This is a genomic window from Yokenella regensburgei ATCC 49455 (assembly GCF_000735455.1).
Lineage (GTDB): Bacteria > Pseudomonadota > Gammaproteobacteria > Enterobacterales > Enterobacteriaceae > Yokenella > Yokenella regensburgei.
In genome coordinates this window covers 91,337-106,488 of record NZ_JMPS01000076.1, presented here as the reverse complement: position 1 = coordinate 106,488, position 15,152 = coordinate 91,337, and the positions used below count along the sequence as shown (strand labels likewise).

General features: G+C 53.5%; 12 protein-coding genes. 8 read left to right on the top strand and 4 right to left on the bottom strand.

All coding sequences use genetic code 11. The features are described from left to right. Window positions 1-278: META domain-containing protein (locus GYRE_RS19815; RefSeq protein ID WP_038257738.1), on the bottom strand; the 278-nt coding region annotated here is incomplete at its 3' end. A 111-nt stretch (window positions 279-389) separates the two neighbouring features. Then, window positions 390-1,379 (bottom strand): 2-hydroxyacid dehydrogenase, encoded by a 990-nt coding sequence (locus GYRE_RS19810; protein ID WP_006819800.1) that lies wholly within the window; start codon window positions 1,377-1,379, stop codon window positions 390-392. Window positions 1,380-1,651: 272 nt separating this feature from the next. Here GYRE_RS19810 and leuE point away from each other — a divergent pair, with 272 nt between their 5' ends. From leuE to GYRE_RS19790, 4 genes are all read left to right on the top strand, one after another. Continuing rightward, entirely contained in the window at window positions 1,652-2,290 is a 639-nt protein-coding gene (leuE, locus tag GYRE_RS19805) for a leucine efflux protein LeuE (RefSeq protein WP_006819801.1), read from the top strand. Between the two features lie 116 nt (window positions 2,291-2,406). Next, complete coding sequence (locus GYRE_RS19800) at window positions 2,407-5,043, top strand: YdbH family protein (RefSeq protein ID WP_006819802.1); 2,637 nt, start codon at window positions 2,407-2,409, stop codon at window positions 5,041-5,043. After that, window positions 5,043-5,234, top strand: coding sequence for a YnbE family lipoprotein (locus tag GYRE_RS19795; protein ID WP_006819803.1), 192 nt, complete (start codon window positions 5,043-5,045; stop codon window positions 5,232-5,234). Before GYRE_RS19800 ends, GYRE_RS19795 begins: the two co-directional genes overlap by 1 nt. Window positions 5,235-5,242: 8 nt before the next feature. Further along, window positions 5,243-5,566, top strand: a complete 324-nt coding sequence (locus tag GYRE_RS19790; protein ID WP_038257735.1) for a YdbL family probable chaperone protein — start codon at window positions 5,243-5,245, stop codon at window positions 5,564-5,566. Here GYRE_RS19790 and feaR read toward each other — a convergent pair whose 3' ends face one another. Then, the gene (gene feaR, locus GYRE_RS19785; RefSeq protein ID WP_006819805.1) at window positions 5,567-6,463 is read right to left on the bottom strand and encodes a transcriptional regulator FeaR; all 897 of its coding nucleotides are present in this window, start codon (window positions 6,461-6,463) and stop codon (window positions 5,567-5,569) included. Window positions 6,464-6,700: 237 nt separating this feature from the next. Here feaR and GYRE_RS19780 point away from each other — a divergent pair, with 237 nt between their 5' ends. The 4 genes from GYRE_RS19780 (at window position 6,701) to GYRE_RS19765 (ending at window position 14,356) form a co-directional block, all read left to right on the top strand. Next, window positions 6,701-8,200 carry an aldehyde dehydrogenase family protein gene (locus GYRE_RS19780; protein WP_038257733.1) on the top strand — a complete coding sequence of 500 codons (1,500 nt, stop codon included), beginning with the start codon at window positions 6,701-6,703 and terminating at the stop codon, window positions 8,198-8,200. 559 nt (window positions 8,201-8,759) lie between these two features. Then, complete coding sequence (locus tag GYRE_RS19775) at window positions 8,760-12,566, top strand: YadA-like family protein (RefSeq protein ID WP_038257730.1); 3,807 nt, start codon at window positions 8,760-8,762, stop codon at window positions 12,564-12,566. A gap of 55 nt (window positions 12,567-12,621) precedes the next feature. Further along, window positions 12,622-13,422 (top strand): OmpA family protein, encoded by an 801-nt coding sequence (locus GYRE_RS19770; RefSeq protein ID WP_038257758.1) that lies wholly within the window; start codon window positions 12,622-12,624, stop codon window positions 13,420-13,422. A gap of 4 nt (window positions 13,423-13,426) precedes the next feature. Then, window positions 13,427-14,356 carry a hypothetical protein gene (locus GYRE_RS19765; protein WP_006819812.1) on the top strand — a complete coding sequence of 310 codons (930 nt, stop codon included), beginning with the start codon at window positions 13,427-13,429 and terminating at the stop codon, window positions 14,354-14,356. A gap of 83 nt (window positions 14,357-14,439) precedes the next feature. On the opposite strand, the gene GYRE_RS19760 is transcribed toward GYRE_RS19765, so the two are convergent. Further along, window positions 14,440-14,952, bottom strand: a complete 513-nt coding sequence (locus GYRE_RS19760) for a helix-turn-helix domain-containing protein (protein WP_006819813.1) — start codon at window positions 14,950-14,952, stop codon at window positions 14,440-14,442. Window positions 14,953-15,152 lie beyond the last annotated feature (200 nt).

Here is a 15,152-nt window from a genome sequence, read left to right as displayed (position 1 = left end):
CAGAGCATCTGCGTCATTGCCATATTCTTGACCGTCAGTGCGCCCTCGGAGAGCTTACCTTCGCCGGTAAAACCGTTGCACATCTTGCCGGAAACATGCATCTTCTCGCCAAAGCTCAGCTCTGGCGGCGTCTGCGTTGGCGCAATATTTTTGCCGTTGACGCTCTCCAGCACAAAGCGGTGGTGCTGTAGCTGAGATTCATTCACGGTCACTTTGCTGGTGTTTACACAACCTGCCAGCAGCATCCCCGCTGCCAGAAGTAAAATCGTTTTGTTCATTCATAGATCCTGATTTAGTGCTCTCGAGGGAGTGTAACTCTACTGCGCGTCACGTCATTGAGGATTATCTGAAAGTGCTCCCCCGGAACGAGGGAGCAGGCGTATAGCGAATCAGAACAGTGCGTTAGGACAGGTTTCGCCGTTGCCGATCTGCTTTAAGTTTTCCAGCGTGGTTTCGGAAATGCTGGTCAGCGCTTCGGCGGTCAGGAACGCCTGGTGGCCGGTGAACAGCACGTTGTGGCAGGCGGAAAGACGACGGAATACGTCATCCTGAATAACGTCGTTAGATTTGTCTTCGAAGAACAGATCGCGTTCGTTTTCATACACGTCCATCCCCAGCGCGCCGATTTTCTGATTCTTCAGCGCGTCGATGGCGGCCTGGGAATCGATAAGACCACCGCGGCTGGTGTTAATGATCATCACCCCGTCTTTCATCTGTTCAAAGGCGGACTGGTTCAGCAGGTGATAATTTTCCGGAGTCAGCGGGCAATGCAGAGAGATAACGTCCGACTGCGAGAATAGGGTCGGCAGGTCGACATACTCTACGCCCAGATCCAGCGCTGCTGCACTCGGGTACGGATCGAACGCCAGCAGACGCATGCCAAAACCTTTCAGAATACGCAGGGTGGCCACGCCGATTTTACCGGTGCCGATAACCGCTGCCGTTTTGCCATACATGGTAAAACCGGTCAGGCCTTCGAGAGAGAAGTTGGCATCACGGGTGCGCTGATACGCACGGTGAATACGACGGTTCAGCGTCATCATCATCCCGATGGCGTGTTCTGCCACCGCTTCTGGTGAATAGGCCGGAACGCGCACGACCTGCAGACCCAGCTCTTTCGCTGCATCGAGATCGACGTTATTAAAGCCAGCGCAGCGCAGGGCAATATACTTCACCCCGTTCTTTTTCAGCTCTTCGAGCACCGGGCGGCTGCCGTCGTCGTTGACGAAGATGCAGACCGCTTCGCAGCCATGGGCGGTTTTTGCTGTTTTTTCGCTTAAAAGGAAGTCGAAAAATTCAAGTTCAAAGCCATATGCATCATTAACATGTTGCAGATACTTTTTATCGTACTGCTTTGTACTGTAAACGGCGATTTTCATAAGACTTTTCTCCAGTGATTTTACTGTCACGTTAGCACACTGCGATTTTTCTTACAATTTTTAAAAATTAGTTTAATCAACGGTTTATACACATAAAGTGCAGGTGATTAAAAAACAACGCATTAGATTAATTGTACCCGGTCTGCTGAAACCTTGTCTGATTCCGTTCCCGGGGCTTTAAAGCCAGGGCACTCTGCGATAGCATTCTGTGATCAAGGTAACGCTTCCTGCGACCAGGGAAGCCATCAACGGATGAATTGCGGGAGTAAAACGTGTTTGCGGAGTTTGGTGTACTAAATTATTGGACCTACCTGATTGGCGCGATTTTTATTATTCTGGTGCCAGGCCCGAATACGCTGTTTGTACTGAAAACCGGGATCGCTCACGGCGTGAAGAAGGGTTACCTCGCCGCGCTTGGCGTGTTTGTTGGCGATGCGGTGCTGATGTTTCTGGCCTATGCCGGCGTTGCCACGCTGATTAAAACCACTCCGGTACTGTTTAATATTGTCCGTTACCTTGGCGCAATGTACCTGCTGTGGCTGGGCGGAAAAATGCTCTACGCTACGCTGACCCAGCGCGGTAAACAGCAGGAAGAGGGGGCAGAACCCGGCAGCGCTATCCTGAAACGCGCGCTGGTGCTGAGCCTGACTAACCCGAAAGCGATTCTGTTCTACGTGTCGTTCTTCGTGCAGTTTATCGATGTTAATGCCGCAAGTGCCGGTACTGCGTTCTTTATTCTGGCCGTCACCCTGGAGCTGGTGAGCTTTGCTTACCTGAGCTTCCTGATTGTCTCCGGCTCGTTTGTCACGCGCTATGTGAAAACCAAAAAGAAACTGGCGAAACTGGGCAACAGCCTGATTGGTCTGATGTTTGTGGGTTTTGCCGCGCGTCTGGCAACGCTTCAGTCTTAACGCATTCGCGTTTATCATAATCCGAGGGGATTCGGCGTTCTTCCCATTGCGAATCCCCTTGTAGCATCTATTATTCTTACATTCGTCACGCCGCCACCTCAGGATATTTATTGCCCATGAAGGGTAGATACAAAGTCGCCATCGCGCTGATTCTGGTTTTCTTCATTCTTCCTTTGACGTTGCTACTCACGCTGACGCGATGGGTGCCGACGCTCGCCGGGATCTGGCTGCCGGTAGGGACGCGTATTGCGCTTGATCAGAGCCCGCGTTTACACCGTGCTTCGGTGGAGATCCCGAGCCTGCGCTATCTGGTGGGGGACTGCGAGCTGGCGCGGGTGTCAGGCGCGACGTTGTCACATCCGAGCCGCTGGCGGCTGAACATTGCGGCGCTGGACGTCGACTCTGCCTGTCTGAGCAAACTCCCTGAAAGCGAACCCGCTCCCGGCGCGCCGCGCACGCTGGCGGAGTGGCAGTCGATGCTGCCAAATAGCTGGCTGACTATCGACAAACTGACGCTTTCCCCCTGGCAGCAGTGGCAGGGCAAACTGGATGTGGGCCTGACGCCCGCCATTCAGGACATTGCCTTTAACGGCGATGCGCTGAAGCTGCGCGCCCGTCTGCACGGCCAGGCGCTGACCGTCAGCGAATTTGAAGCGAAGCTGGTCGACGGTCAGCCGCCGATTAAACTTGTTGGCGACTTCACCATGCCGCTGGTGCCGGATGGCCTTCCGGTTTCCGGACACCTGGTTTCCTCCTTTGAGTTCCCGCAAACCCCGCAGCTGGTGGATGCCGAGCTTGAGTGGCAAAAGAATCAGGGCCAGCTGGTGGTGACCGCCCGCGATAACCCGGAGCCGTTGTTGGATCTGCCGTGGACGTTGACGGAGCACGTAGCCAGCATCAGCGACGGGCGCTGGAGCTGGCCATATCAGGGACAGCCGTTGAGCGGGCGCGTGTCTTTCAAAGCCGAGCAGTGGCAGCAGGGTCTGGATACGATGCAAATCAGCGGGCGTCTGAACGTGCTGACCCACGGCGACAACGGTAAAGGAAACGCCGTGCTGACTATCGGCCCCGGCAAGCTCAGCGCCGACGACAGCCACATGCCGCTGCGGCTGACCGGTGAAGCCAAGCAGGACGATTTGATTTTCTATGCCGTACTGCCTGCCACGCTGAGCGGCCCGCTAAGCTCACCGCATCTGGCGTTTGAACCTGGCGCGCTGCTGCGTTCACGCGGAAGAGTGATTGATTCCCTCAATATCGATGAAGTTCGCCTGCCGCTCGCGGGCGTCAAGGTGACCGAGCAGGGTATCGATGGGCGTTTGCAGGCGATTCTGCGGGCCCATGAGAATGAAATGGGTGATTTTACGCTGCATCTCGATGGGCTGGCGGATAACTTCCTGCCGGATAAAGGCACCTGGCGCTGGCGCTACTGGGGGGATGGCCGTTTCACCCCGATGCACGCCCGCTGGGATGTCGCCGGAACGGGGTTGTGGCGCGACCAGTCTATTGTCCTGAACTCGCTCTCTACCGGCTTCGATAAGCTTGAATACGGGACCATGCTGGTCAACAAACCGCGGCTGGTGCTGGAGAAACCTGTTCACTGGCTCCGCGATGAACAGCATCCGCGACTGACCGGGGCGCTGTCGCTTGATGCCGGGCAAACCAACTTCAGCGGCGGCAGCGTGCTCCCGCCATCGACGCTCAAATTCAGCATCGACGGGCGCGACCCGACGTTCTTCCAGTTTAAAGGCGACCTGCACGCCGACAAGATTGGCCCAATACGGGTGGGGGGGCGTTGGGATGGCGAACGCCTGCGCGGCGAGGCCTGGTGGCCGAAGCAGTCGCTGACGGTGTTCCAGCCGCTAATTCCGCCGGATCTGAAAATGAACCTGCGGGAGGGCACGTTATACGCGCAGGTGGCGTTTTCCGCCGCCGCCGGGCAGGGCTTTGAGGCCGGTGGTCATGGGGTACTGAAGGGCGGTAGTGCCTGGATGCCGGATAACCAAATCAACGGCGTCGACTTTGTGCTGCCGTTCCGCTTTAGCGAAGGTACCTGGCTGCTGGGCAAAAAGCATCCGGTGTCGCTGCGCATTGCGGAAATCGTCAACCAGGTGACGGCGAAGAATCTGACCGCCGACCTGCAGGGCGCTTATCCGTGGAGTGAGGACGCACCGCTGTTATTAAGCAACGTTAGCGTCGATATCCTCGGCGGTAAGCTCTCTATGCTGCAACTGCGCATGCCGCAGCACGACCCGGCGCTGCTGCGGGTACAGAATATTTCCACCAGCGAACTCATCAGTGCAGTAAATCCGAAGCAGTTTGCCATGTCCGGCCCGGTGAACGGCGCGCTGCCGCTGTGGCTCAACAACGACAAATGGATAATTAAAGACGGCTGGCTGTCAAACCCGGGCCCAATGACCCTGCGTATTGATAAAGATACGGCAGATGCGGTGGTTAACGACAACATCGCCGCCGGGGCGGCCATCAACTGGCTGCGCTATATGGAAATTTCCCGTTCGTGGACGAAAATTAATCTCAGCAACCTGGGATTACTGACCCTCACAGCGAACGTGACCGGCATTAGCCACGTCGATGGAAAAAGTAATACCGTTCATCTGAACTATACGCACGAAGAGAACGTCTTTGACCTGTGGCGGAGTTTACGCTTTGGCGACAATTTACAGGCGTGGCTTGAACAAAATACGGCGCTGCCCGCGCCACGCTGCTCAGGCGGCAAGGAATGTAAGGAGCAATAATGAAAATCTTAACCGCCCTGTTGTGCGCCCCGGCCGCCCTGATGCTGACGGGCTGTACCCCGCGCATAGAAGTTGCCGCGCCGAAAGAGCCGATCACCATCAATATGAATGTCAAAATTGAGCACGAGATTCATATCAAGGTCGATAAGGACGTGGAAAATCTGCTGAAATCGCGCAGCGATCTGTTCTGAGGTGATGAATGAAAAAATCACTGATAGGTCTGTTTTTGGGATTGTGCGTGCTGAGCTCTGGTGCCTGGGCGCTAAGCCTGAACGAAGCTCGTCAACAGGGACGCGTGGGCGAGACGCTGAGCGGCTACGTTGGCGCTATTAAGCAGGATAAAGAAACGCTCGCTCTGGTAAAACAGATCAACGATGCGCGCAGCGCGAGCTATCAGCAGCTGGCGGATACCAATAATCTGCCGGTGGATGAAGTGGCGAAGATGGCCGGGCAAAAGCTGGTTTCCCGCGCGCAGCCGGGCGAGTTTGTCCAGGGGATCAACGGTAAATGGCTACAGAAGTAATCAGCGGAAGCGGCGGCGGTACTCACCAGGGGTAACGCCGAAGCGTTGTTTGAAGGCCGTTGAGAAGTGGCTGTGATCGGTAAAACCCCAGCTGTAGCCGATCCCGGCCAGTTTTTCCTCATCGCTGGCGCGCTCCAGCGCCTGAGCGCAGAGATCGAGACGACGATTTTTGATGTACTGCGCGACCACTAATCCTTTATCGGCAAACATCCGGTACAGACTGCGTACCGACATGCCCGTTTCACTGGCGAGCCACTCCGGGCGCAGCTGTTCCGACTGAATAGAGTCATCAATCAGGGCCATGATTTTCTGATACTGGCGCTCGCGGCGGCTGGGCTGAACATCCTGTTGATGCAGCACCGGGCGCAGCAGGCAGCCAATGGCTTCCAGCGCGGCGGCGCTCTCATCCTCGTTCATTGCACCGCTACTCAGGCTTTCCTGCAGTAATCGGTGGCTGAGTTGAACCATCGGCAGATGGCGTGAAAGCTTGCCAGCACTGCAGCGACGCTGCTGTTGTTCGATGAGCTGGCGGGGCAGCAGCAGAGAGACCTGGCGCGAGGTACCCTGCCAGTAAAATGAACAGGGGCGGGCGGCATCGATAAGCGTCATGTCACCCGCATCCAGCACAATCTGTCGGTCGTCCTGCTCCATCACCGCCTGGCCTTCCAGCTGAAAAACGGTATAGAACCACGCGTCGCTGCTGCGACGGACGTCATCCATGGTACGAAACAGATTGATGCTCTGCGTGGTCACCGTGCTGACCTTCATGCCACGCGCGTAGCCGGATTCAATATCACCGTAGAATTGGCCCTCAAGCGGACGCGCGTCGAAGCTGCCGCAGAGCTGGTTTACCTTCGCCAGCCAGTCCCGGTAGTTCTGTGTACTGTTTTCGCGCATCACGAAGCACCCTGATGTTCAGTATTTGTTCATGCATTGTTGCGTAAATGTTTCTCAAAGCAAGAGCGAAGCGGCAACTATATGAAAGAACTATTACCCCCGGCACACTTCTGCCGGGGAAAGATCGCTATTTGCGGTTGCTGTCACAGCGGCACAAACGAATGTCAGAGAGAAAAAAGCGCGTTTGCCGATCTCGCCTTAGACTGAATGCACTAATAGTGAAAAAAAGGAGTGGGTATGTCCGGTTCACAGGTCGCAACGCTCGCCAGCGTGCAGCAGTTTCTGGATCGTCAACATGGTTTGTTCATCGATGGTGCGCAGCAGGCAGCACAGAGTGAAAAGCGATTAACGGTCTATAACCCGGCCACGGGCGAGGCCATCGCCACCACGGCGGATGCCAGTGCGGCTGATGTCGACCGCGCGGTGATGTCAGCCTGGAAGGCATTTGTGTCCCGCAGCTGGGCAGGGCGTTTACCCGCCGAGCGCGAACGTATTCTGCTGCGCTTCGCCGATCTGGTTGAGCAGCACTGCGAAGAGCTGGCGCAGCTGGAAACCCTTGAGCAGGGGAAATCCATCAATATTTCCCGGGCGTTTGAAGTAGGCTGCACCCTGAACTGGATGCGCTACACCGCCGGGCTTGCCACCAAGATTACCGGCAGCACGCTGGATGTCTCTATCCCGATGCCGCAGGGCGCACGCTATCAGGCGTGGACGCGAAAAGAGCCGGTGGGCGTAGTGGCCGGGATCGTCCCGTGGAACTTCCCGCTGATGATCGGCATGTGGAAAGTGATGCCAGCGCTCGCAGCCGGGTGCTCAATCGTCATCAAACCTTCGGAAACCACGCCGCTGACGTTACTGCGCGTGGCGGAACTGGCGACGGAAGCCGGCGTGCCGGAAGGGGTATTCAACGTGGTGACCGGCAGCGGTAGCGAGTGCGGCGCCGCGCTGACCTCGCATCCGCACGTCGCGAAGGTGAGCTTTACCGGCTCTACCGCCACCGGCAAACAGATTGCCCGTACCGCCGCCGACCGACTGACCCGCGTGACGCTGGAGCTGGGGGGTAAAAACCCGGCTATCGTGCTGAAAGATGCCGATCCGCAGTGGGTAATTGAAGGCCTGATGACCGGCAGTTTCCTTAACCAGGGACAGGTGTGCGCCGCCAGCTCGCGTATTTATATTGAGGCACCGCTGTTTGATACGCTGGTGAGTGGCTTTGAGCAAGCGGTGAAATCGCTCAACGTTGGGCCGGGAATGTCGGAAGCGGCGCACATCAACCCGCTGGCCTCTCGTGCGCACTGTGACAAAGTGCAGGCGTTTCTCCACGAAGCGCAGCAGGGGCGTGCTGAGCTGCTGAGCGGTAACGCGGGGCCGGATGGCAAAGGCTATTACGTTGCCCCAACGCTTTTGGTGAACCCGGAAGCCAGCCTGCGTCTGACCCGTGAAGAGGTGTTTGGCCCGGTGGTAAACCTGGTACGCGTCGCCGATGGTGAAGAGGCGCTGCGTCTGGCGAACGATACGGAATATGGTCTGACCGCCAGCGTCTGGACGCGGGATATCAGCCAGGCGCTGAGCTACACCGATCGCCTGCAGGCCGGCACGGTGTGGATCAACAGTCATACACTTATTGACGCCAACCTGCCGTTTGGCGGGATGAAGCAGTCCGGTACCGGTCGTGACTTCGGCCCTGACTGGCTCGACGGCTGGTGTGAAACCAAATCGGTATGTGTGCGTTATTAGTGAACTCCCCCGGCATCGCTGCCGGGGTACTCCCTCCCGGTAATGCTTAACCCCGGTCATCTGAATTTATATTTATTGTTTGTTGTAATTAACGCCAATCCCTACATCATTTATGCATATTTATATTCCCACCCCCCGCTAAATGAACGCTTAGCCCCCGTGGTCACCCATTATTGAGTCGCTATTTACATATCTAAATGTTCGTTTAAATAACTATGCTGAGAATCGTCCTAATAAACGGCCTGGTATTTTTGCAAAAATGTTAAATAATTTAATATTAAATGTGCAAGAAATTGTTTTCGACAAATGCATGCTGTTCTCATTACACGCATAGCTTCTGTCTGCCTTTTATTTCCTGGTGTTTTCAACTGGCTTTAAGCGGGTGAGTTGGTTTTATATCTTGTCATCATAACGTAAATTGATGACCAAAGATCTCATATCTTCATTAACGGCACGGACGTTAATATTTATCCGCAACTCCTTTTTGACAAAAACTGCTATTTATCGCCTTCGGGGAAAATCAGCGGCGGAATATGATTGCCATAATAAAGGTTAGGATATGAATAAGATATATCGATTAGTCTGGAGTCATCGCTTGCAAGCGACGGTGATTGCGCCTGAAACCGCCAGAGGGAAAGGTAAAAGCGGATTAGTTTCGAAAGTGATTTCTATCGTGGGTATTGCCGTACTCGCCAGTCAGAATGCATTAGCTTTTGCGCCGATTGGAACGGGAGCGACCTCCACGACGGTGACTTCACCTGGGGCTGCGGGAAATCTGGTGATTGGCGATAACGCCTCTGCGACAAACTCCATACAAACATGTGGTAATCCTGACGATATTCTGGGTAACCCTTATTTAAATGGCGGGTGCGCATCTTCAACCGTCATTGGCAATAATGCAACCAATAACGGGTTTGCCGCATCCCTGGTGCTGGGTGAAAGTGCCCAGGTGACCGGTACCGGTTCAACCGCTATTGGCTCATTAAGTACGGCTGCCACTAACGCACTGGCCGCGGGTTTTGGCGCTGAAGCTTCGGCTAATGGCTCAACGGCGTTGGGTCAGGGGAGCCTGGCATCGGGTATTAATTCCGTGGCTATCGGTAAAGGGGCATTTACCTACGGCGATCAGAGTATTGCGCTGGGTATTAATGCCGGCGTCGGGGAAGGCACAAACCCTATTCCGGGCTCTACCTTTGGTAATCAGGGCGATAATATCGCCATCGGTGATAATGCGGGTAATACCGTTCTGGGGACAAAAAACGTTGCGCTGGGGAGATCCAGTGGTTCGAATGTGTCGGGGAATGAAAATACCGCCTTTGGTTCTGGTACCGGTTCCAATATTTACGGCTTCGATAACGTCGCCTTTGGTCCTAACTCAGGTAATAATATTACCGGTGGAGCATTTGATACTGGTAATAACAACACGGCAGTGGGCCCCCATTCAGGAAATGACGTTGCGGGCGGTGGTAACGTTGCTGTAGGTCAGGATGCGGGAAATAGTGTCAACGCTAACCAGACCGTAAGTATTGGTCACGTGGCTAATGCCGGCGGGGATGCCTCTATTGCGATTGGTAATAACTCTTCGGTCAGCGCGGGTGTCACCAACGCTATCGCGCAGGGGACATCCACCACCGTTTCCGGTAACTCGAGTATCGGCATCGGTGAAGCCGCCAATATAACGGGTATACAGTCCGTAGGTATTGGTTATCACTCGACTATCGCAGGAAATAATAGCTACGCGATTGGTTCAAGTAACACGGTCAATTCTAATAACGTTGCGGTGCTTGGGAACAATATTACCGTCGCGACCGGGCTGGATAATTCGGTGGTGTTGGGGTCAGGATCAAGCGTTGCTGCTGCTGTAGGGACATCGTCAACGACCCTGAATGGTCAACAGTACAATTTTGCCGGCATCTCACCGAATGCTTCCGTCAGTATTGGCACCACAACCTCCCAGCGTACCTTAACCAATCTGGCGGCTGGGCGGATTAACAGCCTGAGTACCGACGCGGTGAACGGCAGCCAGCTGTTTGCGTCCAACACCGCTATCAATAATCTGGGCGATAATCTGAATACGCTTGATTCCCAGGCGGTGAAATACGATCTCAACCCGGACAACTCCGTCAATTACAACAGCGTGACAATGGGTGGCACGACCTACGATAACAGCACCCATACCGGCGGTACGACCATTACCAACGTGGCGGATGGCACTGCGCCGAGCGATGCGGTTAACTTCTCACAGCTGACGCAAACGAACACCCAGATTGCCAATATCTACAACACGGGCACCAAATACTTCCACGCCAATTCCACCGGGACGGATTCGTCCGCGCTGGGTCTGGATGCGGTGGCGATTGGCCTGAGCGCGGTGGCCAATCATGACAACGATGTGGCCCTGGGCGCGAATGCCGTCACCGGTACGACCACGGGCACTACCGGCGTCACGCTGCTTGGCACGCAGTACAATTTTGCGGGCACTACACCAGCGAGCCAGGTCAGCGTAGGCTCCGTGGGCAATGAACGTCTGGTGACCAACGTGGCGGCGGGCAGCCTGAGCGACACCAGCACCGACGCGGTTAACGGCTCTCAGCTCTTTAGCACCAACACCGCGCTGACGACGCTGGGCGATAGCCTGGCAGCGCTCGATACCGGCTCGGTGAAATACGATCGCAACCCGGACAACTCCGTCAACTACAACAGCGTGACGATGGGTGGCACGACCTACGATAACAGCACCCATACCGGCGGTACGACCATTACCAACGTGGCGGACGGCGCTGCGCCGAGCGATGCGGTGAATTTCTCGCAGCTGACGCAAACCAACACCCAGATTGCCAATATCTACAACACGGGCACCAAATACTTCCACGCCAATTCCACCGGGACGGATTCGTCCGTGCTGGGTCTGGATGCGGTGGCTATTGGCCTGAGCGCGGTGGCCAATCATGACAACGATGTGGCCCTGGGGGCGAATTCCGTTACCGGCACGACCACGGGCACTGCCGGCGTCACACTGTTAGGCACACAGTACTCCTTCGCTGGCACCACACCAGCGAGCCAGGTCAGCGTAGGCTCCGTGGGCAATGAACGCCTGGTGACCAACGTGGCGGCGGGCAGCCTGAGTGACACCAGCACCGATGCGGTCAACGGTAGCCAACTGTTTGCCACCAATACTGCACTGAACGGCGTGTCGACGCTGGTGGGTTCATTACAGCAGGATGCGCTGCTTTGGGATTCTGCGCTGGGTGGCTTTAGCGCCAGCCATGGCGGAACGGTTATCAACAAAATTACCAACGTCGCGCCAGGGACGCTTTCGCCAACCAGCACCGATGCGGTTAACGGTTCACAGTTGAATCAAACCAACCAGAACGTCACTAACCTCGATAACCGCGTCACAAATGTTGAAAACGTGGTGAATAACAACCCACTCAACCGCTATGTGAAGGTTAACTCTACCGGCCCTGCGGCCAGCGCGACGGGGAGCGATGCTGTCGCGGTTGGTCAGGGAACCGATGCTTCTGGTAATGACACGGTTGCTATTGGTAACGGTGCCTCCTCAACGGCAGACAATGCGGTTGCGTTAGGGGCGGGTTCGGTCGCCGATCGTGAGAACAGCGTTTCCGTTGGTTCGAAGGGGAATGAGCGGCAAATCACCAACGTTGCGGCGGGAACGGAGGATACCGATGCGGTTAACGTTGCTCAGTTGCGCTCGGCAACTGGGGATATTACCGAAGTTAAGAATATTGAAAACAATCTGGTTTCGGGCCGTGATGGCATGTTCCAGGTCAACAACTCCAGCAATCTGCCTAAGCCAGTGGTAAGCGGAAACGATGCGGTTGCCGGTGGTGCAGGATCTGAAGCGTCGGGTAATAACAGCACCGCGTTAGGGACGCGTTCGAAAGCGACGGCAAACAACAGCGTTGCGCTGGGGAGTGACTCTGTCGCCGACCGGGCAAATACCGTTTCTGTAGGCTCTGTCGGTAATGAGCGGCAGATAGCTAACGTCGCGGCAGGGACGCAGGGTACTGATGCCGTCAACCTTAATCAGTTGAATAAAGGGATCAGCAGCGCCAACGATTACACCGACAAACGATTCGGCGACCTTAAAAACATGGTCGATGAGCGTGATGACAAACTGAGCGCGGGGATTGCGGGCGCAATGGCGATGGCGTCCTTGCCTCAGCCTTATAGCGCAGGCGGCAGTATGGTTGGGATCGGTGGTGGTACTTACCAGGGACAGTCAGCGGTATCGCTTGGAGTATCAACCATTTCGGATAACGGCAAATGGGTAACAAAACTTTCAGGAACCACTAACAGCCAGGGCGACCTTGGTGCGGCTGTCGGAGTGGGTTATCAGTGGTAAATAAAAGCCCGGGCGTTACGCCCGGGATTCTGAAAGAAATATGTGGATAATGATTATGTTCAAGACTAACAAAGCGTTTTATCTTCTCTCTATTGCGTTAGGTACGCTGTTACTCAGCGCCTGTACCCGTTCTGTCAGCGATGTGGATGCTCAGGGGAAAACGGTCGCGCCGGTATTTCCTGATGCCACCTCAGCGGTGCGTCCGGAGGGGAGTTACGTTAATGTGGCTAACCTGTCGCAGGTTAAACCGGGTATGACGAAAAATCAGCTGTATGAATTGATTGGGGTGCCACATTTTAAAGAAGGTATTATTAGAGTAAAAGAGTGGGATTACATTTTCCACTTTACGCAAAAAGATAAAAGCGTTCTGACCTGTCAGTATAAAGTCTTGTTCAATAATGACATGCAGGCGTCGAGTTTCTATTTCAAACCGGATAACTGTCTGGAGAGATTGCAGGCATCACCGACGAAACCCGTTAAACCTTCGGTAGACAGAACGCTGGCCGCAGCAAGCCTGTTTACTTTTGGTAGCGCCGTATTAAGCCCGGAAGGAAAGACACAGATTCATCAGATGGCGACGGAGCTGAATAAATCATCATCAGTATTAAGCAAAGTGGTGATTACCGGTCATTCGGACAGAATTGGTCATGAAGATAAAAACCAGGCTTTGTCGATGGCGCGCGCTGAGGCGGTTAAATCACTTCTGGTGGCTGACGGTATTCCAGCCTCGACGATCGAAACCCGGGGAGTGGGATCGACTCAGCCGGTTGTTATTTGTCCCGGTAAGGCCACGCCTGCTGTTATTGCCTGCCTTGCTGAAAATCGACGAATGACGATTGATGTCGTGGAGAAGTAAAAATATGCTTTCGTTTCGCATTCAGGCCGTCTTAGGCGGCCTGCTTTTTATCAGCGCCGGGCAGGCATTTTCTGCGGCACAGAATTTCCCGGTAAAAACGGTGAGTATGCCTGCGTGGAATATTATTACTGATACGCTGATGAAAATGACGCCGCTTATTGAAGGGCGCCGTGATGATGGTGTGATGTCATTGGTTTGCGATCTTGCCAGAGGCAATAAATCCCAACGTGATATTGATGATATTCTGCAGAAAAAGAATATTGATATGCAGGCGCTAGCCAAAGCGCCGGATGCCATGCGTTTATTAGTGAATCATGATATAGCGGCTCAGCAAACGGCCTGTTCGGTGTATCTGATGACCTCATTATTTGTACCGGTCGATAATTCTGTCTATATGCAAGAAGACACGTCGGCCACAAAAAAAGAGGAAGCAGGTAAGGAAACCGTCAAGACAGATAAGGCTAAAGCGGGGGCGAACGTAAAATCCTCAGTGGCAAAAATTTTCAATCAGCCACGTTTTGAGGCAGACGTAAGAGCACAGATTGCCATTGCCCAGGCGACGGCTCAACTCTATGCCATCGTGGCCGGAAATCTTGAGCGCAGTAAGGGTGAATCATGGGGGTTTTACCAGGCCAGCACGACGCAAATGATAAGTGACTATGCGCCTGATTTTCTCAAGACAGTCACCGCGTTTTATCAGAATGGAGCCCCCGGTTCGTTGGCAATTCGACAGCTCACGGCTAAGGGCTATGATGTTTTTGATGCTAATAATCATCAACTTCAGAGGGATCAAAACGAGTTCCTCTTCCGGTCAAGAAACGTTGATTGGTTGGGGAACAGCAGTATTATGGGCAAGCCGTATTACGTCGCTCTAAAAATCATCAATGTAGAAGAGAAGAGCAAGGGATCTCCTCAGCATAGTAAGAAAAGATAACAGGAATAAAAAAGCGCCGAAGTTCGGCGCTTTTTTGTTGGCTGGAGAAGGTGACTGCAATAACCATTTTTCGCGATTTACAATTACTTGAAAAGACTGAACCAGCGCTGCAAGCGGTAAAGCGCATTTCGGTTTTGTAATTCGAGTTTTTTAATAATAGCATTGCGGTGTGAATAAATTGTTTTGCCATTCTTTTTTAGTTTCTCGGCTGTTTCATCAACGCTGTTTCCTTGCATCAAACACTCCATGACCTGTAGTTCGCATTGACTGAGCGATAATCTGGCTTTATAGCATTCCTTTTTTTCAAAGAGCAGTATTGAGGTTAAGATATCGCTTAATTTGGCTTTTTTGTTAATGAGAAGTAATCCAATATCACGAGCAAGGATCTGTAATGCGTAATAATCCAGATCATTGTCAATGAATATAATGGATTGCGAACTGGTGGCGTGGATGGAGTCTTTTACGCCATGCTTTAATATGTACTCATTATCAAAAAAAGCGAAAGTTCCATGTGCTAAACCACTCGGAATAACTTCAGCGAGGCCAATAGCAAAAAACTTGTCATTGCAAAATATAAACTCGTTATTGGAATTCATAGAAATGAACAAACTCAATAGAAAGTGAATGCGTTTTTAGTTACCTGTACCTGCTTGTGTATTATTTCTTGAAAGTATTTTTGGATCCATCATTTATTATTGAGATTCATAATTAAATTAATTATCTGTTGCGCAGAATAACTTACTTTCATAAAATAAAAAAACAAAACGCATCACTCACTTTCCCACTAATTATAGAG